Annotated in this window: 22 protein-coding genes and 1 pseudogene; 13 read left to right on the forward strand and 10 right to left on the reverse strand. The window is 41.9% G+C overall.

Annotation, left to right across the window (positions count from 1 at the left end; genetic code table 11):
* Positions 1 to 116 precede the first annotated feature (116 nt).
* Positions 117 to 1,136 (forward strand): tRNA (adenosine(37)-N6)-threonylcarbamoyltransferase complex transferase subunit TsaD, encoded by a 1,020-nt coding sequence (gene tsaD / locus H0W64_07570; protein MBA3661569.1) that lies wholly within the window; start codon positions 117 to 119, stop codon positions 1,134 to 1,136.
* Between the two features lies 1 nt (position 1,137).
* Here the strand turns inward: tsaD and plsY are convergent, their stop codons facing one another.
* A complete protein-coding gene (gene plsY / locus H0W64_07575) occupies positions 1,138 to 1,752 on the reverse strand; it encodes a glycerol-3-phosphate 1-O-acyltransferase PlsY (protein MBA3661570.1) in 615 nt (204 codons plus the stop codon).
* Positions 1,753 to 1,877: 125 nt separating this feature from the next.
* On the opposite strand from plsY, the gene orn reads away from it, so the two are divergent.
* Positions 1,878 to 2,438, forward strand: a complete 561-nt coding sequence (gene orn / locus H0W64_07580; GenBank protein ID MBA3661571.1) for an oligoribonuclease — start codon at positions 1,878 to 1,880, stop codon at positions 2,436 to 2,438.
* On the opposite strand, the gene queG is transcribed toward orn, so the two are convergent.
* Positions 2,415 to 3,494 (reverse strand): tRNA epoxyqueuosine(34) reductase QueG, encoded by a 1,080-nt coding sequence (gene queG / locus H0W64_07585; protein ID MBA3661572.1) that lies wholly within the window; start codon positions 3,492 to 3,494, stop codon positions 2,415 to 2,417. The genes orn and queG overlap by 24 nt on opposite strands.
* A gap of 91 nt (positions 3,495 to 3,585) precedes the next feature.
* Between queG and H0W64_07590 the strand changes: the two genes are divergently transcribed.
* From H0W64_07590 to miaA, 7 genes are all read left to right on the forward strand, one after another.
* Positions 3,586 to 4,779, forward strand: coding sequence for a tryptophan/tyrosine permease (locus H0W64_07590; protein MBA3661573.1), 1,194 nt, complete (start codon positions 3,586 to 3,588; stop codon positions 4,777 to 4,779).
* A 323-nt stretch (positions 4,780 to 5,102) separates the two neighbouring features.
* On the forward strand, positions 5,103 to 6,308 hold the full coding sequence (locus H0W64_07595) for a tryptophan/tyrosine permease (protein MBA3661574.1): 1,206 nt from the start codon (positions 5,103 to 5,105) through the stop codon (positions 6,306 to 6,308).
* A gap of 30 nt (positions 6,309 to 6,338) precedes the next feature.
* Positions 6,339 to 7,823, forward strand: a complete 1,485-nt coding sequence (locus H0W64_07600) for an NAD(P)H-hydrate dehydratase (GenBank protein ID MBA3661575.1) — start codon at positions 6,339 to 6,341, stop codon at positions 7,821 to 7,823.
* Positions 7,820 to 8,275 (forward strand): tRNA (adenosine(37)-N6)-threonylcarbamoyltransferase complex ATPase subunit type 1 TsaE, encoded by a 456-nt coding sequence (tsaE, locus tag H0W64_07605; GenBank protein ID MBA3661576.1) that lies wholly within the window; start codon positions 7,820 to 7,822, stop codon positions 8,273 to 8,275. Before H0W64_07600 ends, tsaE begins: the two co-directional genes overlap by 4 nt.
* 317 nt (positions 8,276 to 8,592) lie before the next feature.
* On the forward strand, positions 8,593 to 9,657 hold the full coding sequence (locus tag H0W64_07610) for an N-acetylmuramoyl-L-alanine amidase (protein ID MBA3661577.1): 1,065 nt from the start codon (positions 8,593 to 8,595) through the stop codon (positions 9,655 to 9,657).
* Between the two features lie 92 nt (positions 9,658 to 9,749).
* Positions 9,750 to 11,528 carry a DNA mismatch repair endonuclease MutL gene (gene mutL / locus H0W64_07615; protein MBA3661578.1) on the forward strand — a complete coding sequence of 593 codons (1,779 nt, stop codon included), beginning with the start codon at positions 9,750 to 9,752 and terminating at the stop codon, positions 11,526 to 11,528.
* Positions 11,528 to 12,472 (forward strand): tRNA (adenosine(37)-N6)-dimethylallyltransferase MiaA, encoded by a 945-nt coding sequence (gene miaA, locus H0W64_07620; GenBank protein MBA3661579.1) that lies wholly within the window; start codon positions 11,528 to 11,530, stop codon positions 12,470 to 12,472. Before mutL ends, miaA begins: the two co-directional genes overlap by 1 nt.
* A 425-nt stretch (positions 12,473 to 12,897) precedes the next feature.
* Here the strand turns inward: miaA and H0W64_07625 are convergent, their stop codons facing one another.
* From H0W64_07625 to hldE, 5 genes and pseudogenes are all read right to left on the reverse strand, one after another.
* A complete protein-coding gene (locus H0W64_07625; protein MBA3661580.1) occupies positions 12,898 to 13,158 on the reverse strand; it encodes a hypothetical protein in 261 nt (86 codons plus the stop codon).
* A gap of 164 nt (positions 13,159 to 13,322) precedes the next feature.
* Complete coding sequence (locus H0W64_07630) at positions 13,323 to 14,474, reverse strand: hypothetical protein (GenBank protein MBA3661581.1); 1,152 nt, start codon at positions 14,472 to 14,474, stop codon at positions 13,323 to 13,325.
* Between the two features lie 685 nt (positions 14,475 to 15,159).
* Positions 15,160 to 15,327: pseudogene (gene rpoZ, locus H0W64_07635) on the reverse strand (DNA-directed RNA polymerase subunit omega).
* Positions 15,328 to 15,427: 100 nt separating this feature from the next.
* Positions 15,428 to 16,084 carry a guanylate kinase gene (gene gmk / locus H0W64_07640; protein ID MBA3661582.1) on the reverse strand — a complete coding sequence of 219 codons (657 nt, stop codon included), beginning with the start codon at positions 16,082 to 16,084 and terminating at the stop codon, positions 15,428 to 15,430.
* 5 nt (positions 16,085 to 16,089) lie between these two features.
* Positions 16,090 to 17,541, reverse strand: coding sequence for a bifunctional D-glycero-beta-D-manno-heptose-7-phosphate kinase/D-glycero-beta-D-manno-heptose 1-phosphate adenylyltransferase HldE (gene hldE / locus H0W64_07645; GenBank protein ID MBA3661583.1), 1,452 nt, complete (start codon positions 17,539 to 17,541; stop codon positions 16,090 to 16,092).
* Between hldE and H0W64_07650 the strand changes: the two genes are divergently transcribed.
* Positions 17,533 to 17,676, forward strand: a complete 144-nt coding sequence (locus tag H0W64_07650; protein MBA3661584.1) for a hypothetical protein — start codon at positions 17,533 to 17,535, stop codon at positions 17,674 to 17,676. The genes hldE and H0W64_07650 overlap by 9 nt on opposite strands.
* Complete coding sequence (gene waaA, locus H0W64_07655) at positions 17,676 to 18,941, forward strand: lipid IV(A) 3-deoxy-D-manno-octulosonic acid transferase (protein ID MBA3661585.1); 1,266 nt, start codon at positions 17,676 to 17,678, stop codon at positions 18,939 to 18,941. The genes H0W64_07650 and waaA overlap by 1 nt, the downstream gene beginning before the upstream one ends.
* A 7-nt stretch (positions 18,942 to 18,948) precedes the next feature.
* Here waaA and H0W64_07660 read toward each other — a convergent pair whose 3' ends face one another.
* Both H0W64_07660 and H0W64_07665 read right to left on the reverse strand, forming a co-directional pair.
* Entirely contained in the window at positions 18,949 to 19,587 is a 639-nt protein-coding gene (locus H0W64_07660; protein MBA3661586.1) for a uracil-DNA glycosylase, read from the reverse strand.
* A 6-nt stretch (positions 19,588 to 19,593) separates the two neighbouring features.
* Positions 19,594 to 21,303 (reverse strand): NAD-dependent malic enzyme, encoded by a 1,710-nt coding sequence (locus tag H0W64_07665; GenBank protein ID MBA3661587.1) that lies wholly within the window; start codon positions 21,301 to 21,303, stop codon positions 19,594 to 19,596.
* A gap of 161 nt (positions 21,304 to 21,464) precedes the next feature.
* On the opposite strand from H0W64_07665, the gene coaD reads away from it, so the two are divergent.
* Together coaD and H0W64_07675 are read left to right on the forward strand one after the other, a co-directional pair.
* Positions 21,465 to 21,953: a pantetheine-phosphate adenylyltransferase gene (coaD, locus tag H0W64_07670; GenBank protein MBA3661588.1), complete on the forward strand. Its 489-nt coding sequence runs from the start codon at positions 21,465 to 21,467 to the stop codon at positions 21,951 to 21,953.
* Positions 21,954 to 22,208 carry a YfhL family 4Fe-4S dicluster ferredoxin gene (locus H0W64_07675; GenBank protein ID MBA3661589.1) on the forward strand — a complete coding sequence of 85 codons (255 nt, stop codon included), beginning with the start codon at positions 21,954 to 21,956 and terminating at the stop codon, positions 22,206 to 22,208.
* A 142-nt stretch (positions 22,209 to 22,350) separates the two neighbouring features.
* On the opposite strand, the gene H0W64_07680 is transcribed toward H0W64_07675, so the two are convergent.
* Entirely contained in the window at positions 22,351 to 23,760 is a 1,410-nt protein-coding gene (locus H0W64_07680) for a TolC family outer membrane protein (protein ID MBA3661590.1), read from the reverse strand.
* Positions 23,761 to 23,845 lie beyond the last annotated feature (85 nt).

Raw genomic sequence — 23,845 nt, forward strand, 5'->3', positions numbered from 1 at the left:
GCAATATGATGAAATAATAGCACAAATTTGTGCCTTCTGAGGCTTATCCTGTAAAAACAATGTGTATTTAACACTAAATCCTACTAAAATACCCTTCTTTTTGAATCCGACCCACTATGTATGTCTTAGGTATTGAAACCTCTTGCGATGAAACGGGAATCGCTGTTTATCACAGTGAAGCGGGCTTGGTCGCTCATTGTTTGTACAGCCAGACTGAAATCCATCAAGCTTTTGGGGGGGTAGTCCCTGAACTTGCCTCCCGAGACCATGTGCAGAAAGCCTTACCTCTAATTCAGGAAACGCTCGCCCAAGCGCAATTAGAGATCAATCAGATTGACGCCATTGCCTATACCAAGGGGCCGGGGTTGATTGGTGCGTTACTGGTTGGGGCGACACTTGGCCGATCGCTTGCTTTTGCTTTAGGCATTCCAGCGTTGGGCGTTCATCATTTAGAAGGTCATTTGTTAGCGGCACAATTAGAAAACAATCCGCCTTCATTTCCTTTTCTAACGCTATTGGTCTCAGGTGGGCATACTGAACTCATTCATGCGTTAGCCCTCGGTCGTTATCATACGATTGGCGAGACGGTCGATGATGCAGTGGGGGAGGCTTTTGATAAAACGGCTAAATTACTGGGTCTTCCGTATCCAGGTGGCGCCGCTTTAGCAGAACTTGCCAAACAGGGAGATGCAAAACGGTTTACTTTTCCTCGCCCGATGCTTAACCGTCCAGGATTGGATTTTAGTTTTAGTGGATTAAAGACTTTTGCTCTGAATACGTTGCAAGAACAAGGTGATGATCCGCAAACCAAGGCAGATGTTGCCTGCGCATTTCAACTCGCAGCAGTCGATACCTTGGCTAGGAAATGCAAACGTGCGCTTTTGCAAACTCAACTCAAACGGTTGGTTATTGCAGGCGGGGTTGGGGCAAACCAAGCTTTACGAAAAAAATTAGCCATCATGTGCGATGCGCTTCACGTGGATCTTCATTTTCCACGCCCCGCTTTTTGCACGGATAATGGCGTAATGATTGCTTATGCTGGGTATTTACGTTTAGCACAAGGAGAGCGGGAAAGTTTAAAAATTGTGGTGCACCCAAGATGGCCTTTGGATCAATTGCAACCACCGCTTGCCTAATCTATTTTGTTTTTCCAATCTTTCGTTCGGTGCCATGCCATAAGTTGATCATGTTAGTTCGATGACGAACGATTAACATCAGTGCGATGCTAAACATTCCATAACAATAAGCGAGTGGCGCTTGAAAAAGCAAAAGATCAAAGGGCGCAATGAAGGTTGCGACGATCGCGGCTAACGAGGAATAGCGAAAGAGATAAGCGAGAATGAGCCAGTTGACCACCCAAAGTAACGCAACCGGCCATGATAAGACGAATAAACATCCCAATGCCGTCGCAACCCCTTTGCCCCCTTCAAAGCGAAAAAAAATAGGATAGAGATGTCCTAAAAAAACAGCAAAAGCAATGAGGGCGACGCCCTCTGGAGTCAAGCCATAACGTTGCGCGACAAAAACGGGAATGACGCCCTTTAAAGCATCACCAAGTAAGGTCAGTAAAGCGGGTAATTTGCCACCGACTCGCAAGACATTGGTGGCACCAGGATTACGCGAACCCGTCGTCCGGGGATCTGGTAAATGCCAGAGTTTACAAATGATAATTGCACTGGAAATGGAGCCAAAAAGATATGCTATGGCTATGCCTACAAGTGTTGGCCCATTTAAAATTGTACTTAAAGTCATAATGCACCCTACCAAAAAAGCAGCTTGCTAAATTACCATCTGAAAAGAAATGCGCAAAGATGTTTTAGCGGAACTGCCTTAAAGTTATGCTAGGATACTGCCACTTAACTCAAGGAGTTTTTTTGATGTCAGCGCCTTCTAGTCATCATTTAATTTGGATCGATCTTGAAATGACGGGACTTAATCCTGAAAAAGATCGCATCATAGAAATTGCAACGATTGTGACTGATTCAAATTTAAAAGTGATTGCTGAAGGTCCGCAATTTGTTATTCATCAACCTGAGGAATTATTATTGGGTATGGATGAGTGGAACACGAAACAACACCATCGCTCTGGATTAGTTGATCGTGTACGCGAAAGTGTGATTGATGAAGCCTATGCGGAAAGTGCAACGCTAGCTTTTTTAGAAAAATATGTTCCTTTTGGTAAATCACCGATGTGTGGCAATAGCATTTGGCAAGATAGGCGCTTCTTAACCCGCTATATGCCAAAGTTAGAAAATTATTTTCATTACCGCATGATTGATGTCAGCACACTTAAAGAATTGGCATTGCGTTGGGCACCTACCATTTATAATGGTTTACAAAAAGAATCCCAACATTTGGCCCTGGATGATATTCGTGATTCAATAGCTGAGCTTCGTTATTATCGCGAAAAACTTTTAAATGTTCCTTCGCAAAATTAATTGTTGTTTAAGCGCCCAATCAATATGCTCTTGAACCATTACACTTGCTGTAGCTTTGTTTCTTTCTAAAGCGGCAGTTATTTCTGCTGCAGGCGGTGCATTGCCTAAGGCAACTGCAATATTGCGTTGCCATGATTCATACCCGATGCGCCGAATGCTAGATCCTGCAGTTTTATCAAGAAACGTTTGTTCATTCCAAGCAAATAATTCCAATAAATCGATTACATGCAATTGATGGCGGGGGTGAAAATCTTTTTCATGGGTAAAGCGTGCAAACTTATTCCAGGGACAAACCAGCTGACAATCATCACAACCATAAATACGATTACCGATGAGTGCGCGCAATTCCACCGGGATGGCGTCCCGTAATTCTATGGTGAGATAAGAGATGCAACGTCTGGCGTCTAATTGCTGTGGACCCATGATGGCATTAGTTGGGCAAACATCAATGCATGCGGTACATGATCCACAATGATTGGTTTGCATGGGTGCATCTAGGGGTAAGGGTAAGTCTGTATAAATCTCACCTAAAAAAAACCATGAGCCTGCTTTAGTATTGATAAGATTAGTATGTTTACCGATAAAGCCTAACCCTGCTTTTTGAGCAATTGCTTTTTCTAAAACCGGAGCGCTATCACAAAAGGCTCGATAGCCTAAAGGCGTAATCTCGTTATTAATTTTAAGGGCAAGTTGATCTAAACGTTTGCGCATGAGACGGTGGTAATCGCGCCCTAAGGCATAACGTGAAATATAAGCTTTCGATCCATCCTTTAATATTCGAAAGGATTCAGTGTCGGGGGGGAAATAATCCATGCGTGCAGAAATAATACGAATGGTTCCGGGTAATAGCGTGCGGGGTTGCAAACGTTTACGCACATTCTTTTTCAAATAATGCATCGACCCCTGATAATTTTTTTTTAAAAATTGAAAGAAATGTTTGTGGTAGTGCTTCAAGTCCGTATCTGTGATGCCTATTTGCTGGAAGCCTAAAGCTTTGCCCCAAGCTTTAATTTGCTGAGCAATGTTACCGGACTGGGATGAATTAGTTTCAGACATGCGTGTACTATCAAGGTAATTATGGGATCATGATAAATCATTCTGCCCTATTAAAAAACACTATTGCTATAATTGGGTAGAGGAGACCTCAATGGATTTTAAATTGATTGGCAGTATCTTGTTGATTGTCGGCACCTCCCTTGGCGCAGGCATGCTGGCCTTGCCCATTGTGACGGCTCAGTTAGGTTTTTTAGGCGCAGTCGCCTTATTGGTGGGTTGTTGGTTTTTATTAACGGCGGGGGCTTTTTTAATCCTCGAAGTCAATTTGTGGTTCTCCCACCATAGTAATATGATCACCATGGCTAAAAAAACGATAGGTCCCCTCGGTCAAATCATAGCCTGGGTAACTTATCTCCTTTTACTCTATTCGTTGTTGTGCGCCTACATTGCAGGTGGCACCGATTTACTATCTCACTTAACGCACGCGGCAGAATTTAACATCCCCTTTATCGTCAGTGCAGTCCTTTTTACGACTTTCTTTGGTGCTATAGTATGGCAAGGTATTCGTATTGTGGATTACAGCAATCGCTTATTAATGATGATTAAATTCACTGCTTACTTTGCTTTAGTTGCTTTGCTTTTGCCTTTTATTTCAATTGCTCCCTTAATGAAATTTGAATTAACTTCGGTTACTTCAAGCGCAGCAATTATGGTCACCATTACCTCTTTTGGTTATGCGGCCATTGTTCCTAGCTTGCGGGTTTATTTTGCAGATGATATTCAAAAATTAAAAATTGCGATTTTAATTGGCAGCCTTATTCCTCTTGTTTGTTATTTTTTCTGGGACATGGTGATCATGGGCGTCATTCCCTTAGGGGGAAGCCAGGGATTAAATTCCATTTTAAGCTCAACCAACCCCAATAGCGCCTTGGTGAATGCTCTCATTAGTAGCACTTCGCAAGCACCGATCACTTTTTTTATTAAATTGTTTGCGTCAATTTGTGTGGTCACCTCCTTCCTTGGTGTTTCGCTTTGTTTAGGTGATTTCCTTGCAGATGGATTAGGTGTAGAGAAAAAAGGTTGGCCCAAAGTTTTTGTTTATCTCTTAACTTTTGCTCCACCCCTGCTCATTGTCGCCGTTTTTCCGAATGCTTTTTTAAAGGCATTGGAATATGCCGGAATTTACTGTGTGATTCTTCTCGTTTTCCTCCCGGCCTTGATGGCTTATCGCGGTCGTTACCTAAAGCATTATCCCCAAAGTTTTAGAGTTCCCGGTGGAAAAATAGGCTTACTGGCCCTCATGGCCATTTCCATCTTACTCATTATTTTCGCCGCCTTGACGTAATCCGGTGTTACGCCTAACTGGTCAAACAAACCGATCAATTTCCCCTAAAACCGCATAATCCCACATCTTTACATCTCTTCTTCACTTCTATAATATCCAAAGCTTATGATCAAAAAATACTTGACCTTTCTTGCACCATTTTTTAGTTTTGTGGGTTTCCCCAACCCACTTATCTCGAATTTCATCATCATTTGTGCCCTTGGCGGGCAAAATAATTAATTCAATTTTTGATCTTTTATTCACTGGGTTAGACGCTAAATGCTAATTTTTAATATAACCTTAATGTTAATTTTGCATGATAAGCTTTTAGGATTGGAAAAATAATGAACAATAATCGACTATTAGGTGGAATTTTACTGGTTGTTGGCACAACAATCGGTGCGGGGATGTTAGCTTTGCCAGTCGCAACAGCACAAGTAGGCTTCTGGGGCTCGTTAGTTTTATTAGTGGGCTGCTGGGGCGTAATGACCGCGTGCGCTTTTTTATTCCTTGAGGTCAACTTATGGCTTCCCCCTAACAGCAACCTCATCTCGATGGCTGGGGCGACCTTAGGCCGAGGCGGGCAAGCTGTGGCCTGGGTTTTCTACCTAGTTCTTCTCTATTCGATTTTGTGTGCTTACATTGCAGGCGGCGGAGATCTTTTCCATTACATCCTGGCTTCTAAAGGCATCATGTTGCCTAACTGGTCAGCCGCGATTCTCTTCACCTTCCTATTTGGTATTGTGGTTTACTTCGGTATTCGTGCGGTTGACTATGTTAATCGGGGTTTAATGTTTGGCAAGATGGGCGCTTACTTTTTGCTGGTCATTTTAATTTTACCTTTCATCACCGTTGTTAATCTGGGTAGTGGGCGATTCGAATATATTACGAATTCAACACCCATCACAGTGACTGTGGTCTCTTTTACCTGTCTTATGATCATCCCGAGTTTACGAACTTATTTTAACGATAATGTGCCAGCCCTTCGCAAAGCTATTTTTATCGGCACGCTTATCCCCTTAGTTTGTTACATTGCTTGGGATATGGTGATTATGGGTGTTATTCCGTTAGAAGGTACCCCGGGTTTAGCTAAAATGCTAAATTCTGCAAGCTCCAATAGTGATTTAGTCGCAGCACTGACCTCCATTTTGCAAAAAGATTCTATCACCGTCCTTGCTAAATTCTTCACTTCGATTTGCATGGCGACTTCATTTCTAAGCATTGCACTCTGTTTGTCCGACTTCCTCTCCGATGGTTTATCCATTCCGAAAATAGGCTTCGGTAAAATAGCGATTTTTGTAGCCACATTCTTGCCGCCGACGTTGATCGTCTTATTTTATCCAGATGCATTCATTGGCGGATTAAAATATGCTGGCATTAGCTGTTTTGTTCTCATGATTTTATTGCCACCTTTAATGGTTTGGAGCGGACGCTATTACAAGGAGCTTGCTATTCCAGGTTACCGCGTTCCAGGTGGGAAATTTTTACTCGGGACATTATTATTATTTGCGGTCATGATGATTGTTCTGGGTTTAGAAGGTTTAGTTTAATTCAATTTCGCGCACAAGGAAGTGAGCCAAATGCAAGTTGCCAACGCTATTTACCAAACCGAACAACTTCGAACCCTTGAAAAACTCGCTTGTCGTTTAGATGACATCACCACACTTGTTTTGATGCAACGCGCAGCAACTGCTGCTGCGGAGTTTATGCATCGTCGATGGCGCGATGCGCAAAACGTCGCAATTTTCTGTGGGAATGGCAATAACGGGGGGGATGGTTACGAACTAGCCCGAGTTTTGCATCACAAAGGCATTAAAGTTCAAGTCATTCAAGTTGGCGAAGGAGAGATGACACCCGACACACGAGCCGCTTTTAATGAATGTGAAAAAGAGGGCGTTGTTATTATGCCCTTCAGCGATGATATGGATGTGCATCAATTTGAGTTACTCGTCGATGCCATAGCTGGAATGGGTGTTAAAAAAACGCTTCGATCTAATATTCTCAAAGTACTAAATTTTATGCATACCTTTCGCGGACCGGTGCTTTCACTTGATTTACCGACAGGTGTTGAAGCGGACACGGGTATCATTCTTGGTGATGCGGTCCGCGCTAATGCAACGATCACTTACCTTGGCTATAAATTAGGACTGTTGACCGGTCACGGCATTGCTTATGCGGGCGAAGTGGTTTTGCATGATTTACAATTACCGGAATCACTTTTCAATGAAGTTACTCCCATCGCCCTAAAGGGTCTTTTTCCTACCTATGCAACGCGTTATCTCGTGCCGCGCCCACGAGATTGGCATAAAGGAAAATCCGGTCATGTGTTAGTCATTGGCGGTGATTTTGGTTTTGCTGGCGCACCGCGGCTCGCAGCCCTTGCAGCCTTACGCGTCGGAGCAGGTTTGGTCACCCTTGCGACTCGACCTGAACACGCCATGATGATGGGGGCAACGCAACCTGAAATCATGGCGGTGGGTGTTGAAACCGAAAAAGATTTATTACCCCTCATGAAGCGCGCAACAGCCATTGTGTTAGGTCCTGGACTAGGACAATCCGATTGGGGCTTAAAGTTATGGCGGCTTGTCATTCAATCAACGTGTCCCCTCGTTGTGGATGCTGATGGTTTAAATATCCTAGCTTCCCATCCTTGTGAGCGAAAGGACTGGGTGCTAACACCGCATCCGGGAGAAGCGGGGCGATTATTAGGGCTCGATGTTGAAGCTATTCAAAATGATCGTCTTGGAGCGGTTAAGGCCTTAGTTAGCCGATATCAGGGCGTAAGTGTTTTAAAGGGGGCGGGGACCCTAATTTATTCGGCCGATCGATTACCGGAAGTGTGTGACAAAGGTAACCCCGGTATGGCAACAGCTGGGATGGGCGATTTACTTGCTGGTGCGATAGGCGGTTTAATCGCTCAAGGTATTCCCTTACATGATGCAGCCGTGCTCGGTGTGTTGCAGCATGCAATCGCGGGGGACATCGCTATCAAAGATGGTGAGCGCGGGATGATTGCCACAGACTTGCTCCCTTTTATCAGAAGACTTAGCAATTACTCCCTATGATCAAAACCATTCCTCTTGCTGATGAAGCTGAAACATTACAATGCGGTGCTAAACTCGCTGCATGTGTAGAACCGGGTACCCTCATTTTCTTGGAAGGAAACTTAGGCGCGGGCAAAACAACTTTTTGTCGCGGGTTTTTACGGGGTTTGGGCTATCAAGGCAAAGTTAAAAGCCCCACTTATACCTTGCTCGAAGTGTATGAAGTGGCAGGTAAAGAAATTATTCATTGTGATTTTTATCGATTAACCCAAGTGCACGAGTTAGAGTTTATTGGATTACAAGATTATTTTCAGACGGCATTCGCTGTTCTTATTGAGTGGGCGGAAAAAGTCGATGAAGCGTTACCTAATCCTGATATGATTTGTCATCTCACCATCGTTAATACGAGCCGTGTCGTTAACTTTGAGGCGAAGAACTTACGGGGTCAAGCTATCTTAAAAAAGCTGAGATAGGATAAAATAATGTCCTGTCAAATATTGCCATGTTAATATTAGATAGTTTTGGGTAATTTTTATATCCTTCTTACAAGGCTTCGATGGGAATAGATGGAACTATCACCATGCGCCAACTTGTAATCATGTTTTTCCTTTTTCCCCTCATCTCGTATGCTAATACGTCTGCTCATTTGACGGGACTCAGGGTTCAATCTGCGCCTACCGTTTCCCACGTTATTTTCATTTTTGATCAACAAACAACGGGCGTGGTTCATTACTTACCGCAGAAGAAATTACTTTCTATTGAATTTTCTAATACGAAGAAAAGTTTTCAAATGCAACAAGTCAAATTTAATCAAGCTAATATTATTTCGCTTACTTCCAAGCGATTTGCTAAGGGGAAATTGCAGTTTACTTTCCAGTTGAAAGATCCTGTCCAATATAAAATGCATTTTGTTAAGGAAGCTAATAAAGTTCAATTGCAATTAACGCTAACTTCCCTCTCTAAATCTTTAGTGAAAAATGCGCCTATTACTGTCGTGCATTTTAAAAAGAAAATTCATCATCATTTAGAAAGTGATTTCCTCAATTATTTTATCAAAAAAAGTACGACGCCTCTTGCAAAGAAACAAATTAAAATTGAAGTCGTTCAGCAACCTGCAATGACTTTTGTTCCCTTTGAATCGAACAGTAATCATGCAGGACGGCGAAAAATTTTTACCGTCGTTATTGATCCGGGTCATGGTGGCAAAGATGCAGGTGCGCGTGGTCGAAACGGCGCTTTCGAAAAAGATATCGTTTTAAGTATCGCCAAGCGCTTAGCAAAAGAAATTAATTTGCAAACCAATATGCGCGCTGTCTTAACGCGTACTGGGGACTACTATGTCCCTTTACGCAGTCGACTGAATTTGGCGAGAAAAGGAGATGCTGACTTATTTGTTGCGATTCATGCCGATGCTTATTTTGATCACAAGGCCACAGGGGCATCCGTGTATGCGCTTTCGCAGCGGGGAGCAACCACTGAAGCAGGTCGTTGGCTTGCGCAACAAGAAAAATATCCCGAGTTGGATGGGGTTTCTTTTGCGGCCCTCAAAGATCGTTCACCTTTACTGCGATCCGTTTTGATCGATTTAGCGCAAACAGCAACCATCAGGGATAGTTTACGTTTGGGTACGACTTTACTAAATGCACTCGATCGCATTGGTAAGTTGCACTACCCTCATGTCGAGCAAGCGCCTTTTGTGGTGCTCAAATCGCCCGATATTCCTTCTGTTTTGATTGAAACCGCGTTCCTTACTAATCCCCGGGAAGAAGAAAAATTACGCAACGAACGCTATCAACAACAATTAGCGGATGCAATGATGCAAGGAATTCATCGATATTTTGAAAAGTACCATTGAGCTGTCTTAAAATAAAACAACTTGATCCTTTCACGCCATGCAAGTTTTAGCTTCTGCTTTCCTCGGTTGTCATTCTTGATTACCATGGCTCCATGACACAACGTATCCAAAAATTATCCTCCTTGTTAGCTAATCAAATTGCAGCGGGCGAAGTCATCGAACGCCCGGCATCCGTTGTTAAGGAATTGATTGAAAACAGTTTGGATGCTGGAAGTCGCCATATTGAAATTGATATTGAAGCCGGGGGTTTACGTCTTATTCAAGTGCGCGATGATGGATTTGGAATTCATCCCGATGATTTAATGCTTGCCCTCGATCGTCATGCAACCAGCAAAATTAAAAATCAAACCGATTTAGAGCAAATTTTAACCCTCGGCTTTCGGGGTGAAGCGCTGGCGAGTATCGGCTCAGTTTCGCGTTTGCAATTGACTTCGCGGCATGGCGATCGAGAAGGTTTGCGGTTAAGTTTCGATGGTAACTTGCAAAAAGAAATAAGTCCGGCGGCTCATCCTGTGGGCACCACTGTTGCAGTGCATGATTTATTTTATAATACGCCTGCACGACGGAAATTTTTACGCAGTGAGAAAACTGAGTTCAGTCACGTTGAAGAATTGATTAAACGACTTGCCCTTGCCGCACCGCAAATTGATTTTAAATTAAAGCACAACCAACGTTTGGTTAAACATTATTTGCAAGCCCACTCCCAAGCCGAGCAGACACAACGGTTGGCCACGTTATGCGGCGCAGCTTTTGCAACGCAAGCTATTTTTATTGAAGCTGAAGGCGCTGGCATGCAATTAAGTGGGTGGCTTTCCTTGCCACATTTTTCGCGCACTACAAATGATTTACAATATTTTTATGTGAACCAACGTTTGGTGCGAGATCGATTGATATCCCATGCTGTAAAAATGGCATATCAAGATGTGCTCTATCGCGATCGTTATCCGGCTTATGTTTTGTTTCTTACGATCGCACCTGCTGAAGTCGATGTGAATGTTCATCCTGCGAAGCACGAAGTTCGCTTTAGGCAGCGCCAAGTGGTTCATGATTTTATTTATAAAAGTATTACCGATGCCTTAGCTAAATTACATGAAGCTTCATCGAGCCATCCTATTACATCTCCTTCGCAACCTCCATCAAACATAGAGAAAAATTGGACGCCACCAGAAGTTCAAGCGGCTATGGCTAAAAACGCACCCTTGCTTTCATCTTTGCCTATCAGTATTCAACGCCAAATGCCTATGTCCACCCATCATGCTTGTACCATGCATGCAGTCGAACAGGATAGACAACCTTTAGGCGAAGCGCGCTTTCAATTGCAGGGCATTTACATTATTGCTGAAAATAGCAAGGGTTTAGTGTTAGTTGATATGCATGCAGCGCATGAACGAATTGTCTATGAGCAAATGAAACAAGCTTTTGATTCGCAAGCCATTGTGCAGCAACACTTACTGCATCCATTAACTTTGCATTTATCTGCACGGGAAGCAGATGTTGCTGAAGCCCATACGGAATTTTTTGCAAGCATTGGATTTACTTTTTCACGAATGGGCGTTGAGCAGATTATGTTGCGTACCATCCCGGAAGTTTTTTCAGGTGGGCCTCTTGATGTTTTAGTGCGTGATATTATTTCTGATTTATTACAACACGGTCAAAGTATGCGTGCTCAAAGAGAAATTCATCGTTTGTTAGGCACGCTGGCCTGTCATCATGCTGTGCGTGCGCATCGTATCTTAACTGTACCTGAAATGAATGCTTTATTACGCGCGATGGAGAGTACGGATCGCAGCAATCAATGCAATCATGGTCGCCCTACGATTGTCTCTTTGAGTTTGGCAGATTTAGATAAGTTATTTATGCGTGGTCGGTAATGCAAAATGATCACCCGCCAATTGTTTGTTTAATGGGACCCACTGCCTCGGGTAAAACGCCCCTCGCTATTGAAATGATCCAACATTTTCCTTGTGAAATTATCAGTGTTGATTCTGCAATGATTTATCGCACGATGGATATCGGTACCGCGAAGCCCACGCCTGAGGTTTTGAAAAAGGCACCGCATCGATTAATTGATATTTTAGACCCCAGTGAAAACTATTCTGCGGGTCAATTTTTACGGGATGTCACTTTCCATATTCAAGCCATTCAATCGTCTGGCAAAATTCCGTTGTTAGTGGGCGGTACTATGCTTTATTTTCGTGTCTTGCAACAAGGCATTGCTCAATTACCCCATGCTGATGGTGCAACACGAGATTCATTACAAGCAATGATAGCAGCGCATGGCATTGAAAAATTACACCAAGAACTTGCTCAGCATGATCCGGAAAGCGCGAGTCGTATAGCAAGACATGATACGCAACGCATTCAACGTGCTTTAGAAGTTTTTTATTTAACCGGTCAACCGCTCAGTCTGTTGCACAAATTGAATCCACCCACTTTGCCTCCTTATCAATTTTATAATTTAATTATTAACCCAGAAAATCGCTCAACATTGCACGAACGTATTGAGCAGCGTTTGAAAAACATGGTGGATAACGGTTTTTTAAATGAAGTAAAGATGTTATTTGCACGCCAAGATTTATCGGCCACGATGCCGTCTATTCGCTCAGTGGGCTACCGACAAGCGTGGTCTTATTTGGCAAATGAAATAACTTATGATGCGATGGTCGACCAAATTTTAGCGGCAACCCGTCAACTCGCCAAAAGACAATTAACTTGGCTTCGTAAATGGCCAGACGCGCGCTGGTTTACACATGATGATGAAGTTTTGAATGCCATGGAAAGGATAAAATTTAAGCTAAGGAACACCCCATCATGAAGGAGTAAATCTTATGCAAACCCAGCATCAAAAAATAAGTGGTGAAATTAAAGATGCAAGGGTGAAAGATGAAATGAGTAGAAGCAAAATAATACTTTTCTTTTAAACGAAATAGATTGTGTCAATTGCAAATTGCAATCTGCATAAACTGCGGTAGCAGATTTGCTCGTTATCATGAGCCACACTTGTACGAATACGTTTCAGTTTCATGCAGAAATATTAGGATGATTCAATGTTGTTTGCTTTATTCCACGGAGGCTATATTTCGTTCTCTGCAATTGAGCGGGTAATAATCCACTGGCTTCTTGTCCATGAATGCTTGCCTAGCCATTATCATCGCATCTACTTTGTTTTTTTTATCCGTTTACTCCTTCTAATGGAGGAAGAAGAAAAAAAACAAATTTATTACATAGAAAAATATACAACTAACTATTGCTATAAAATCTTAACTTTGCATTTTCATTTTCAGTTTCAATTTTATTAAGATGCTGTTCATGGTTCAACAGGTATTTTTTTAAATCTATTATTTTGTCTAAATTTGTTTCATTTTTATAAAATCTGAAATGGTGACGACGTCCCATAAATGCATTCGATTCAATAGCAAGATTTACAATATCAAATGCATTTTTTTGCGCGCTATGCCCCAGTGCACTTTTAAATTGATATAAAATCCAAGCGGCATTCAAAAGTTCCCTACGAAGTCATTCAGTTTAACAGTACAATAGGGATAACCATTAAGACCATTTTGCTAATTTTTGCATGCGCCCTAAAATACGCATTAACTCCATCTTGAACAAGTAATTTTCAAATATTTCCAGCCATTACTTCCACTTTTTGAGCAGTTTCAATACTACTGTATTGAACAACGAGATTGGGTTCGAGGATTTTCAGTATTCACTTTTTCTTTCGGTTCGAATTTAGTTTCAATGGTCTGCTTTGCGTTTTCAAATGTTTTGTTAATTGCATCTAACCTAGCTTGCTCAGCCAAAGCCTCATGTCTCCATAATTCCAACTTCGCCCTAGATTCTTCTATTTGGGCACGCATGCGATTATTATCTTCATAAATTTTGCGCATTATTTCTGCGTGCTTAGCTTCTTGTTCTGCTATCGAGTGCATGTGTGGGGTTAGATATTGATCTTTTCGTTCTTGGAGCGGTATATTATTTAAATAATTTTCAATACGTGCAGAAATATTATCAACTAATTCATCCCAAACAGATTTAAAAATTTCCTTAGATGCTTCCATAAGATTTAAAATCATCATGCAATCTGCCGGTTTTTGCATGATATTTTTATATTCAGCATCCAATACGCCATGAAACAATGAATCAGTTACGATGACCGACAAATTATTAATACACATGCGGATATTTTCTACCGAAATATCACCAAACGCATCGATGAAATCATAAATTTTTTCTTGTGTATAAACACTGCTACCAAAATCAAAGAAATATAAATGAATTTCTTGCTCAATATCAGAAAACAACTTGGAACGTGTGTTGTGGCGTGCCGCTTCTGTTTCTTTTGTATCAACAATAATTAAATTGAATGCATCGGAACCAAAGCCAAGATTGTTAATGAGATACAAGAAAATGTCATCGGCAATATATTTTAAAACATTGCGCCAATGAGCCTTATTTTTGAAATGCTCCAGATCATTAAAAATGAAAGAGTCTCCGCAAGATGATTCTCGATTTTTACGATCACGCACTTGCTTCCCTTCAGTGGCCAACGTCTTAAAGTTTTTCATTTTTAATACGGGTTCAGGATTGCCATTTATGATGGCAGTCAATTTATCGTAATCCTGCGTATACAAGCCAATTTCTTTGAATTTATGAGCTACCTGCATTTCAGAATCTATTAAAGCATCATCTCCACCCATGCGTGCTATAACGTAACCGTCCCCTATATCATAAATAGTTTTCGTTCCGCCTGAGGGTAGCGCCAACGCGTTAATTTTTTTATCATCAATTACAATCTCTATTGTTCTTTTTCCCATTCTTTTCCTATGTCATTAATGATTTTGATTTGAATGAAATATAAATAATTTAATTAGATTCGCAAGTCTTTTTCTATTTACGTTTCATTGATGAAGCATATTAAATCCAAAATCATACCCAAAAGTTGCATTGATTTAGATCACACCTCATTCCAAGCTACACTTCGCCTTACAACACTTTATTCTTGGCCCGAGCTCATAGGGTGTTTTAAAAGCCGTATTGATGGTGGACTAGCAAAGGATTGGTTTGAAAATCTCATAACGCGTAGGGTTAAACAATAAATACGCGGGTGGTGAACCCGCGAATTACTATGATAAAGTTTGGATCTTGGAGCGGAAAGTTAGCTTGGCGCGATTAATCTTGGTTCGAGGCATTCTCAGAGGATTCTGTATCTTCATCTTCTGTCCGATCTTCAACTTCGGTTGAAGCTAAACCTTCAGTTTCTGGGACTGTCGCATCTTTAATTTCAGTTGGGGTTAAATCTAAATCCTTAACTTCAGGTGTTTCGTTAAACACAATGTTTGGGACTTCGATTTCTTCAATAATTTCTTCTTGGATTTCTAGTTTGGGTTGAATCTCATTTCCGTTTTCAATGTCTATCACCTCTTCTTCGACAATAGTGGTGACTTGTAAGTTAAAGGAAGTTTCTTCAACAGCAGGTTCTTGATGATCGAAATCAGTAAAGCCGGCTGCAATTTCGCGTAACGCAACGACGGTTGATTTATCATTATCCCATGCGACTTTAGGTTCTCGACCACGCATCAATTGTCGGGCGCGTTTTGCTGCAATGATCACTAATTCAAAGCGATTTTTAACATTTTTCAAGCAATCTTCAACCGTTACTCGCGCCATGGTCTAACCTCGTACGTTATTATTGGTGGTGAGTAATCATACAGGAATGGCAGAGAGAGGTAAATATTAGGTCTTGTGCTGTACGTCCTGTTTAGTATATTTATTCATCTGCCGCGGGGGGAAGTATGCTAATGCTTTGAACCATTTGCGTGAGTCTTACGTGTTGGCTTGTACGTTTTAAACGCGTCGCTTCAACAATTATTTTTAAATCCACTAAAGCGCGAGAAAAGTCATCATTGATGATGACATAGTCAAATTCTTGCAAGTGCGAAATTGTTTCTTTTGCATCCGTTAAGCGTTTCTTAATAATCTCAGGATGGTCTTGATTGCGCTTTATCAAGCGCGAACGTAAATCTTCAAAGGAAGGTGGTAAGATAAAAATGCCTATCGCGTCGGGAAATAATTGTTTTATTTGTTGATGACCTTGCCAATCAATTTCCAATATTACATCGACTCCTTTGGCGAGGGTGCTACTAACAGTTTCTTTACTGGTACCATAATGGTGTTCAAAAATTTCTGCGTGCTCTAAAAAATCTTCCTCCGCAATCATCCGTTTAAATTCTTCGAATTCAACAAAAAAATAATTCGTACCGTGCTGCTCACTCGCGCGCTTATTACGTGTTGTATGCGAAATTGAGACTGTGATCTTGGGTAAGGATTCAACTAAAGCTTTCACAAGCGTTGTTTTTCCTGTTCCGGACGGTGCAGCGATGACAAATAAATTGCCCTGATCAACCGGGTGATTATTTTTTGATATAGGCGTCACGCGGAGACCTCCTGCTTTTGTCCACTAATGATTCGATTGATAATATTGGTGCTTGACGTAATATTACTATTCATAATCCTAACGTCTCCGCCATAAGATTGTACGATATCTTTGCCAACAATTTGATCTAAGCGATAATCCCCACCTTTCACGAGCAAGTCAGGTTTAATTAAATGTAACAATCGTTCTGGCGTTTCATCTGCAAAAGGAACCACCCAATCAACTACACCAAGACTTGCTAAGACGATCATCCGATGTTCCATATTATTGATAGGACGGCTGGGTCCTTTTATTTTTTTAATGGATTCATCGGTGTTAACGGCAACGATTAAAAAATCACCTAATGCTTTGGCCATTTGCAAACAGGTGACGTGCCCTGCGTGTAAAATATCAAAGCAGCCATTAGTAAAAATAATTTTCTTTCCCTGCGCTCGAACTTCGTTAACAGCAAGGATTAATTGCTCTTCATTGACTAATCCACAGCGGAATTGTGATTGACCCTTTAGGGACGCAAGTAATTCAGGAACGCTGACCGTCGCTGCTCCCAATTTGCTTACCACTAACCCTGCGGCAAGATTCGCAAGCGCTGTGGCTTCTGTCCATGAGCTGCCTGCTGCATGCGCGGCCCCCAACACACTGACAACCGTATCGCCAGCGCCTGTGACGTCTAACACTTCGCGTGCCAAGGCGGGCATGTGGGCGATACCTTTGGCAGTTATCAATGTCATCCCTTCATTACCGCGGGTGATTAATAAAGCTTCGATATCATATTGGATTAGAAGTGCTTGGCCTTTGGATAAAATATCTTGCTCACTCACACACGGGCCAACGACCGCTTCGAATTCTTTAAAGTTAGGCGTGATGATGGTGGCATGACGATACTGCTCAAAATCAATCCTTTTCGGGTCCACAATCACGGGTATGCCTGCGCTTTTAGCAAGTTGAATAAATTGAGCGACTGAAGCCAGTGTCCCTTTGGCGTAGTCAGACAAAATAACAAGGTTGGCCTCAGCTAATTGAGCTTGATAACGATCTAAAAGAAATTGTGGGTTATGCTGCGTCGTTTTTTCTTCAAAGTCGATACGTAATAATTGCTGATGGCGGCTGATTACCCGCAATTTAATGATCGTTGCGAGATGTTTTAAACGCTCAAAATCGCAAATCACGCCTGTGGCCCGTAATTGTTCTTCAAGAATATTGGCGGCTTCATCATCCCCGGTTTGACCAAGAAGTGTTACGTTCGCCCCTAAAGCTGCAAGGTTGAGGGCGACATTGCCTGCACCACCCGGTCGATGGTCCATGCACTCAACTCGCACAATCGGTACTGGCGCTTCTGGCGAAATTCTTGCTGTATCTCCAAACCAATAACGGTCTAACATCAAATCGCCAACCACGAGAATTGAGGCTTTATTAAAATCGGGAATTTGTGGAGGTAGATAATGCTGCATCAAAGCCAATCCTTAGTTAAAGTCGCAAAATTTTATCATTTGTATCAAAATCCTCAAGAATATGCGAATGCCTTACTTGAAAAAATAACATTCATCCCGCACCATGGTCCCCTTTTTAGCGATGAGATAAAATAGTGTTGCGTCATTTATATTCATTTTTATTTTATTTAGCCGGACCCTTCTTAGTGTTACGGCTTCTATTTCGGTCTTTGAAACAACCTGCTTATCGCGAAAGGATGGCTGAGCGGTTTGGTTTTTATGGGCAACGTTTAGACAAATCAATTTGGGTGCATGCGGTTTCCGTAGGCGAAGTCCTCGCGGCGATCCCGCTCATTAAATTGTTAAAAAGTCGCTATCCGCATCTTCCCATCGTGGTTACAACGATGACGCCGACGGGTGCTGAACGCGTTAAAAAAGCCCTGGGTAAGGAAGTCATTCATCTCTACATTCCTTATGATATGCCAACCGCTGTCCGTCGTTTTCTCCAGGCGATAAAGCCGGTCGTCGGTGTCATTATGGAAACTGAATTATGGCCCAATTTACTTGCAGTGTGTCGAGCAAAAAAAGTGCCGATGTGTTTAGTTAATGCGAGACTTTCGGAAAAATCGGCGCGTGGCTATCAACGTATTAAGGGTCTATCCAAAGCCATGTTACAAACTTTACATATCATTGCTGCACACGGGCATGCTGATGCAACACGCTTAAAAGATTTGGGCGCAAGCGAAGACAAAGTTGTCGTAACAGGCAATCTGAAGTTTGATATTGAAATTCCTGAAGTGTTAATCGAAAAAGGCAAAAACTTACGCGCAGAGTTAGGCCAAGATCGCTTCGTTTGGCTTGCGGCAAGTACTCATGAAGGGGAAGAAGAAATTATATTAGCTGCGCATCAACGTTTATGTGCGCATGATCCTCAAGCTTTGTTAATTTTAGTACCCCGCCACCCGGAACGTTTTAATACTATCGCTAAAATGGCCCAAGCTTCTTTTCAAGTGGCAAGACGAAGTCAGCAAACGGTTTGTTTACCTCAGACGAATGTCTATTTAGGCGACACCATGGGTGAGTTATTAATGATGTATGCTGCTTGTGATGTCGCTTTTGTTGGCGGTAGTTTGATTGCTCGGGGAGGACACAATATCCTTGAGCCTGCGGCACTGAGTAAACCCATTTTATCTGGACCCTCGTTGTTTAATTTTGCTGAAATTAGTGAAATGTTTATTCGAGAGGACGCCATTCAATTGGTAGATGATGCAAGTCATCTTGCAGAAAAACTCGAACAGTTAAGACAACATACAACTGAAGCCCTAACAAGAGGACAGCGTGCGCGTGCAATTATTGATGCCAATCGTGGCGCCCTCTTAAAACAATTCGATTTAATTACAGCAACGATAAGCAGTCGTTAAAGGTCACCTATAATAACGTTTGAATGAAACGTAAATCGCTATACGCTTTATTTTTATCAACAGGACTACGTAATAAATAAGCGGGATGATAAGTCACGAATAAGGGTGTACCAGTTGGTACATAAGCATGGACGGTATTACGTAAGCGTTCTAGTGATAATTTTGTTTGTAGTAAATGATGCGCGGCAATGCGACCGACAGCGAGTAATAATTTGGGTTTGATCCAGGTAATCTGTTGATGTAAATAAGGTGTGCAGGTTGACACTTCATTGACTTGGGGATCACGATTGTTGGGAGGTCGACATTTTAAAATATTAGCAATGTAAACTTCTTCCCGTGTTAAATGAATTGCATTCAGCATCGCTGTTAAAAGTTGACCCGCACGTCCAACAAAAGGTTCACCCCGTTGATCTTCATAGAAGCCAGGTGCTTCGCCAATAATCATTAGTTTTGCTTGTTCATTTCCTACACCAAACACAGTTTGCGTGCGTGTTTCATGTAATGCGCAAGCTGTACAAGTTGCGACGGTTTCCCTTAACGATTGCAGGGATTGTTCTACAGAAGGTTTTGCTGTAATCGTTTCAATTTTATTTTTATAACACCAAGGCGTGATGCCTAAGCGCTCAAGATAAGTTTTACTCACTATGAATCCTTAAACTTTACGGAAGGGATAATAACGCGGTTCCCAGAGTGTACGCTGTAGTAATTTTTTTAAATCGACAGAATCATCAACGGAAGCTAAGCCTTGTTTACGCGCTTCTTCCATGACCGCAAGCGCAACATGTAAGCTTACCATTTTAGCTTCTGCAAGTTTTGGTAGCAAAGGTGCCATTTTATCTTGATTGACAGGGGAGCAAGCGGCGAGTGCTTTGGTTGCAGCCCAAAGCATATCATCACTTATATTTTTGGCTTTAACTGCAATCGCCCCTAATCCAATACCAGGAAAGGCAAAGGCATTATTACTCTGGGCAACCCGATACCATTTACCATTATAAAGCACATCACCAAAGGGACTACCTGTTGCAATAATGGCTTTACCTTCTGTCCATTTTAATAAATCATCCGGCTGCGCTTCGGAGAGAGACGTCGGATTTGAGAGTGGCATAATAATGGGACGTTCGACCGAGGCGGACATCATTTTGACGATGTCTTCCGTAAAGGCACCTGTTGCTGTTGAACTCCCGATTAAAATAGTGGGTTTGGCATTGGCAATAACATCATGCAAAGTAACTGCATGATTATCCTGCAACTTCCACCCAGCAATCTCTTTACGCGTTCGCGCATAGGGTGTTTGAAAAGGTAGTAATCGACCATCTTCCATTAACAGTCCTGCACGATCGAGCAAAAAGAAATGTGATCGTGCAACTTCGGGTGTCAAACCGGAACGTAAGAGTGCGCTATAAATCTGATCGGCAATGCCAACGCCTGCTGTTCCTGCACCAAAGATAACGATGCGATGTTCTGCTAACGGTTTTCCCGAAGCAAGAACGCCTGCTAAAATACAGGCTAACGCGACAACGCCTGTCCCTTGCATATCCCCATTGAATGTACAAATTTTATCTTGATAGTGCGTTAAAATGCGTCGTGCATTATCGCGGCCAACGTCTTCCCAATGCAGTAGTAACCGAGGAAATTTTTTAATGATAGCCGATACAAACTGATCAATGAAGTCATCATATGCTGATCCTGAAATGCGTTCGTGACGCCAACCCAAGTACATTGGATCATGTAAAAGATGAGGATTGTTCGTACCAACATCGAGTTGAACCGGTAAAACCCGATGCGGCGTGATACCGCCACATAAACTATAAACCATTAATTTGGCGCTCGAAATATTGATGCCGCCAATGCCTTGGTCCCCAATGCCGAGCACTGCTTCACCATCGGTGACGACGGCTAGATCAACTTCAGAAGGTAAACGATTCTCTAAGATTTTATCGATTTGATCACGTTCTTTGTAACAAATGTATAACCCTTTCGGTTTACGCAATTCAAGACTAAAGCGCTGCACTGCCTCCCCAACCGTCGGGGTGTATATGATCGGTAGCATTTCCTCTAAATGCTGATTGACTAATTTATAAAACAAAGTTTCATTGTAATCATGTAAAACATTGAGGTAGATATTTTTGCCAAGGTTGGTGTGGTGTTCTTTGTATTGCATATACATACGTGCAACTTGCTGTTCAAGTGTTTCCACGTGATAGGGAAGTAAGCCGGTTAAACCGAATTCTTCACGTTCATCCCGGGGAAAAGCACACCCCTTGTTGAGCCGGGCTGTGCTTAATAAATTTTCGCCAGACAATGGCGTTTCCAGATAATTAACATGATCGTTTTCGTCTCGCACGAGTTTAAATTTCAACATAACGCTCTCTTTATCTACACCTTGTCCGAGTCTTTGTTTAAACAGAGACCAGGACGTTTGGGTCTTAATTTATTATACCCGAATCTGTGTTACGCTTAGCCCCCTAAAGCACGGTGAAGGTAGGTCTTTGTTTAATTTTGTATTCTTAGGGAAAAGTGCTCATGAAACAGAAAGCTGTCTATGCGGGAACATTTGATCCGGTAACTTTCGGGCATATCGATTTAGTCGAACGGGCGACCCGTATCTTTGACCAAATCATCATTGCGATTGCGGGCAATGAAAATAAAAAACCGCTTTTTACGGTTGAAGAGCGCGTTAAGTTATGTGAAGACGCATTTTGTCACTTGCCTAGCGTGACCGTGATGGGATTTAACTCTTTGCTGCTCGATTTTGCAAGAGAGCATGACGCCCAAGTTATCTTGCGCGGCTTAAGGACGGTGACGGATTTTGATTATGAATTTCAATTGGCGAGTATGAATCGTTTTATGAATCCGACGATTGAAAGTATTTTTTTAATGCCGGCTGAAAAATATATGTATATTTCATCCACCTTAGTGCGTGAAATTGCAGCGCTCCATGGTGATGTGCAAGGATTCGTTCCTAAAAAAGTGGTTGAGGCGCTCAACAAAAAATATAAACCCGAGGGTTAAGTGGCATTACTCATTACTGATGAATGCATCAATTGCGATGTGTGCGAGCCGGTCTGTCCTAATACTGCGATTTACCAGGGTGAATCGATTTTCGAAATCCGTCCTAATCAATGTACGGAATGTGTAGGGCACTTCGCCGAACCGCAATGCGTTGCCGTTTGTCCAGTTGCATGCATCATCAAAGATCCTGATCATGAAGAAGATGAAGCAATGTTAATGAAGAAGTACACGCTGCTAACGGGTGATGCGAAGTGAAAACTGATTATTAATTATGATTGAAAAGTCATAGATTGATTTCTTGCAAAGATGTCCTAAATTTTGAAGTCTCTTTTACAAAACCAACTCAGAATCTTTTCATCTAAAGAGAAAACTTAATGGAAGATATTTACGAACATTATTAAGATCGATGTTTTCTTTTTCGACCCCGCTCAATCAACCAACGATTCACTGCGATTAAATCATTAAAGCCGAGTGTCCCTGCCGCTTGTTTGAGTCTCAAAATACTCATCACAAAATCATATCGATCTTTCGCATATTCCGTTTGTGCTTGAAACACTTTTTCTTGCTGATTCAGTACATTGACTAAGGTTTCTGTGCCGACTTGATAACTTGCTTCCATGCCTTGTAGCGAACTGATCGTAGATTTGATGGTTTGCTTGTCGGCTTTGATTTGACTGATACCTGAAATCGTGCCGTGATAACTTTGACGTGCCTGGTTAATGCTATCCCTTAGCGTTTGTTCTAATTGTTGTTGTGCAACTTGAAATTGATATTTGGCTTGATCGGTTTGTGCATTAACCAAACCGCCAGAAAAGATGGGCAATTGAATGTTAAAACCGATACTCCGATCTGTTTGGGTACCAGGACCATTGCGATTAATTAAAGAATTGTAACCATTAATATTGAGAACGTAAAAGCGATCCATCGTAGCTTGCAAAGCTACCGTAGGAAGATGACCGGCGAATTGTTGCTTTACATTCGTGCGTGCTGCATTGACGTTATACTGAGCAGCAATAATATTCCAATTTTGACATTCAGCAATGTTAACCCATGCTTCCATATTTTGGGGGAAAGGAATAACAAGTGGAAATGCTTCGCTTAAGTAAGCAAGATTGGGATAATAAAGACCGGTAATAACGCGCAAATTTTCTTTATCATTCGCCAATCGATTTTGAATAGCGATTTCATTGGCTACGGCTGAATCATAAGAAGCTTGCGCAATGTAAACTTCTGTAATGGTTTTTAAACCCACTTGATATTGTTGGCGAACTTGCGAAAGCTGCGCATGATAAGCTCGTTTGGTTGCGCCCGCAAAACGCAAGTCGTCTTCATCTTTTAAAATAATAAAATACGCATTAGCAACTCGGATCATTAAATCTTGTAACGCGGCATTGAGCGTGGCATCCGCGCCTTTAGAAAAGGATATTTGTTGGGCAATCGCTGCAAATTGTGCAAAGTCAAATACGGTTTGATTCAAGTTTAAAGCAAGTGTGTAAGCCCGAGCAGTATTATTCCGCGGTGTTAAAGGAATGCCTGTGTCACCATCAACCTGGAAAAAAGATCCTGAAAATCCTGTCCGTGTAACAGTAGGATTAAATTGCGCCGAAATATTTGGCAAGATTGCAGCAAAACTAATGGGTACGCCCGTTTTGGTCACAAGGCGCTGGGAAATGGCTTGCTGAAAAATAGGATCACTTAAAAGAGCTTGCTTATAAACATCCAGTAAATCAGCGGCAAAAACCTCAGCATGCCAAAGAGCACAAAATGAGAAAATAAGGAGACATTTTTTTTTCCAGCTTATCTTCATAAAGGTAACCGTAATCAAAAGGCGCTTTTTAAGACCCTAGAAGATACGAGCTTTACAAAATGAAAGCAAGAAGCTTGCCTCATTA

It is taken from the genome of Gammaproteobacteria bacterium, assembly GCA_013816845.1.
Lineage (GTDB): Bacteria > Pseudomonadota > Gammaproteobacteria > DSM-16500 > DSM-16500 > Aquicella.

What these genes read in the sequence shown, in the direction of transcription:
- tsaD (MBA3661569.1), top strand. Translation starts at nt 117, where the DNA reads ATGTATGTCTTAGGTATTGAAACCTCTTGCGATGAAACGGGAATCGCT.
- plsY (MBA3661570.1), bottom strand. Translation starts at nt 1,752, where the DNA reads ATGACTTTAAGTACAATTTTAAATGGGCCAACACTTGTAGGCATAGCC.
- orn (MBA3661571.1), top strand. Translation starts at nt 1,878, where the DNA reads ATGTCAGCGCCTTCTAGTCATCATTTAATTTGGATCGATCTTGAAATG.
- queG (MBA3661572.1), bottom strand. Translation starts at nt 3,494, where the DNA reads ATGTCTGAAACTAATTCATCCCAGTCCGGTAACATTGCTCAGCAAATT.
- H0W64_07590 (MBA3661573.1), top strand. Translation starts at nt 3,586, where the DNA reads ATGGATTTTAAATTGATTGGCAGTATCTTGTTGATTGTCGGCACCTCC.
- H0W64_07595 (MBA3661574.1), top strand. Translation starts at nt 5,103, where the DNA reads ATGAACAATAATCGACTATTAGGTGGAATTTTACTGGTTGTTGGCACA.
- H0W64_07600 (MBA3661575.1), top strand. Translation starts at nt 6,339, where the DNA reads ATGCAAGTTGCCAACGCTATTTACCAAACCGAACAACTTCGAACCCTT.
- tsaE (MBA3661576.1), top strand. Translation starts at nt 7,820, where the DNA reads ATGATCAAAACCATTCCTCTTGCTGATGAAGCTGAAACATTACAATGC.
- H0W64_07610 (MBA3661577.1), top strand. Translation starts at nt 8,593, where the DNA reads ATGCAACAAGTCAAATTTAATCAAGCTAATATTATTTCGCTTACTTCC.
- mutL (MBA3661578.1), top strand. Translation starts at nt 9,750, where the DNA reads ATGACACAACGTATCCAAAAATTATCCTCCTTGTTAGCTAATCAAATT.
- miaA (MBA3661579.1), top strand. Translation starts at nt 11,528, where the DNA reads ATGCAAAATGATCACCCGCCAATTGTTTGTTTAATGGGACCCACTGCC.
- H0W64_07630 (MBA3661581.1), bottom strand. Translation starts at nt 14,474, where the DNA reads ATGGGAAAAAGAACAATAGAGATTGTAATTGATGATAAAAAAATTAAC.
- H0W64_07650 (MBA3661584.1), top strand. Translation starts at nt 17,533, where the DNA reads ATGCTGCATCAAAGCCAATCCTTAGTTAAAGTCGCAAAATTTTATCAT.
- hldE (MBA3661583.1), bottom strand. Translation starts at nt 17,541, where the DNA reads ATGCAGCATTATCTACCTCCACAAATTCCCGATTTTAATAAAGCCTCA.
- H0W64_07665 (MBA3661587.1), bottom strand. Translation starts at nt 21,303, where the DNA reads ATGTTGAAATTTAAACTCGTGCGAGACGAAAACGATCATGTTAATTAT.
- coaD (MBA3661588.1), top strand. Translation starts at nt 21,465, where the DNA reads ATGAAACAGAAAGCTGTCTATGCGGGAACATTTGATCCGGTAACTTTC.
- H0W64_07680 (MBA3661590.1), bottom strand. Translation starts at nt 23,760, where the DNA reads ATGAAGATAAGCTGGAAAAAAAAATGTCTCCTTATTTTCTCATTTTGT.